The sequence below is a fragment of the Streptomyces sp. NPDC005899 genome (assembly GCF_040629645.1).
Taxonomy (GTDB): Bacteria; Actinomycetota; Actinomycetes; order Streptomycetales; family Streptomycetaceae; genus Streptomyces.
The window spans coordinates 1-2156 of sequence record NZ_JBEXWB010000610.1 but is presented as its reverse complement, the minus strand read 5'-3'; the positions used below and the strand labels follow the sequence as shown (position 1 = coordinate 2156).

General features: G+C 75.6%; 2 protein-coding genes. Both read left to right on the top strand.

Features of this window, described 5'->3' with window-relative positions; genetic code table 11:
* Positions 1-277 (top strand): helix-turn-helix domain-containing protein (locus ABZ371_RS32010; RefSeq protein ID WP_358686320.1); only part of this gene is annotated, 277 nt, incomplete at its 5' end.
* 300 nt (positions 278-577) lie between these two features.
* Positions 578-2156: cation acetate symporter (locus ABZ371_RS32005; RefSeq protein ID WP_358686318.1), on the top strand; the 1579-nt coding region annotated here is incomplete at its 3' end.

The window sequence follows — 2156 nt, the reverse complement described above, 5'->3', positions numbered from 1 at the left end:
CTCGCCCGCGCTCGGCACGGCGCTCGCCGGCCGGGTGCTCGGGCCGCTGGACCGGCTCGACCCGGCGGACCGCGACGTGCTCATCGAGACCCTGACGGCCTGGCTGGACTCGGACGGCTCGGCGCAGCGGGCCGGGGCGCGGCTGTACTGCCACCGCAACACCGTGCTGAACCGGCTGCGACGGTTCGAACAGCTGACGGGGCGCTGCCTGACCCGGCCGTCGGACGCGGTCGAGGTGTCCCTGGCGCTGGCGGCGCGGCGCTTCCTGGCGGACTGAGGCCACCGCTCACGGCGGGGGTGCGGTGAGAACGGCCCGGGGTGGCGCTGGGCGGCCCGGCGTGCGACCCACCCGCCCGCGGGCCGATCCCGGACCCGTCGGCATGCCGACCCCCGGTGGAGACACGGCCCGCGCCGCACGGCCCCCGGTGCCCTGTGCCGGGGCACAGGGGCGGGTCCGGGGGGCTGTACGGGTGCCGCGTACCCGGTCCGTGCCCTGTCCCGGCCGTTGCGCACCTGATGGCCTGGCCCGCATGTTCTCAGCTGCCCCTTCCACCGCCGTCGCCGCGGAGCCGGTCCGATGAGCGGCGCGGTCGACGCCCGGTCGCTGGCCGTGGTCATCTTCCTCGGCTTCGTCGCCGTGTCACTGCTGCTGTGCGGACTCGCGGCGGCCGACCAGGACGATCCGGAGCACTTCTACGCCGGCGGAGCCGCCCTCGGCCCCGTCGGGGGCGGACTCGCCATCGCCGGCGACTACGTCTCCGCGGCCACCCTGCTCTCCACCACGGGCTCCGTCGCACTCGTCGGGTTCGACGGCGTGCTGTTCGCCCTCGCCACCGTCGCCTCGCTCGTGCTCGTCATGCGTGTCCTCGCCGAACGCCTGCGCCGCAAGGGCGTGTTCACCATGGGCGACTTCCTCGCGGACCGGCTGGCCGACGAGTCCGTGCGCAGGGCCCTCGGCGTGGCCACCCTCGTCGTGCTCGCCCCCCTGCTGCTCGTACAGCTGACCACCGCCGGGCACGTGATGACGGCGATGTTCGGGCTGCCGGACGGGGCCCTGACCGGTTGCACCGTCGCCAGTGGCGCCCTCATGGTCTGCTACTCCGCGTTCGGCGGTATGCGGGGCACCGGATACATCCAGATCCTCAAGGTCGCCGTCGTCCTCGCCGCCGTCACCCTGCTCGCGGGGCTCGTGCTCGCCCGCTACGGCTGGTCCCCCTTCGCCCTCTTCGACGCGGCCCGGGCGGGCAGCGGGGCGGGGAGCGCCTACGGGCGGACCGGGCTGCAGTTCGGCCACGGGCTGGTGGGCGTGCTCGACCTGATCGGCTTCCAGCTCACCCTCGTCCTCGGCGCCGCCTGCATGCCGCACATCATGATGCGGCTGTACCCGATGCGCGACGCCCGGACCGTGCGCCGGGCGGGAGTGTGGGCCGTGACCCCCGTGGCCGTGCTGTGCGCCGGCATCGTCGTCGTCGGGCTGGGTGCCTCCGCGCTGATCGGCCGGGACGCGCTGCGCGCCGCCGACCCGGCCGGAGGCACCGCGCTGCTGATGGTGACGGGCGCCCTTGACCCCGGCGCCACCGGCCCCCGGGACAGCCCGCTGTTCGCGCTCGTCGCCTGCGCCGCGTTCGCGACCACGCTGGCCGCCGTGGCCGGGATCACGCTGGCCGCCGCCTCCTCCCTCGCCCGCGACTTCGCGGCGGAGACGGCCTCCCGGGACGGGGCCAAGGCCTCCGCGCGGGAGATCCGCCGAGCCCGCCGGTGCGTCGTCGCGATCGGGGCGCTGGCCGTGCTGCTCTCCGCGTACACGCACGACCGCAATCCGCAGATCCTGCTCTCGCTGTCGTTCGCCGCCGCGGCGTCGGTCCTGCCGCCCGTCCTGTTCCACGCGCTGTTCCGGCCGGGGTTCGACGCCCGCGGGGTGCGGTGGACGGTGTACGGGACGCTGCCGCTGACCGCGGGCCTGATGGTCCTCTCACCGTCGTTCTCCGGCACACCGGTCGCGCTCTTCCCGGAGTGGGACTTCGCGGTGTTCCCGTTGCAGACACCGGGGGTGCTCACGATCCCCGTGGGCTTCCTCCTGGGTGTGCTCGGGTCGCGGGCGAAGCGGCCCGGCCCCGGGCGGGGCGCCCTCCGCCACGGGGTCCGGCGGATGCCCG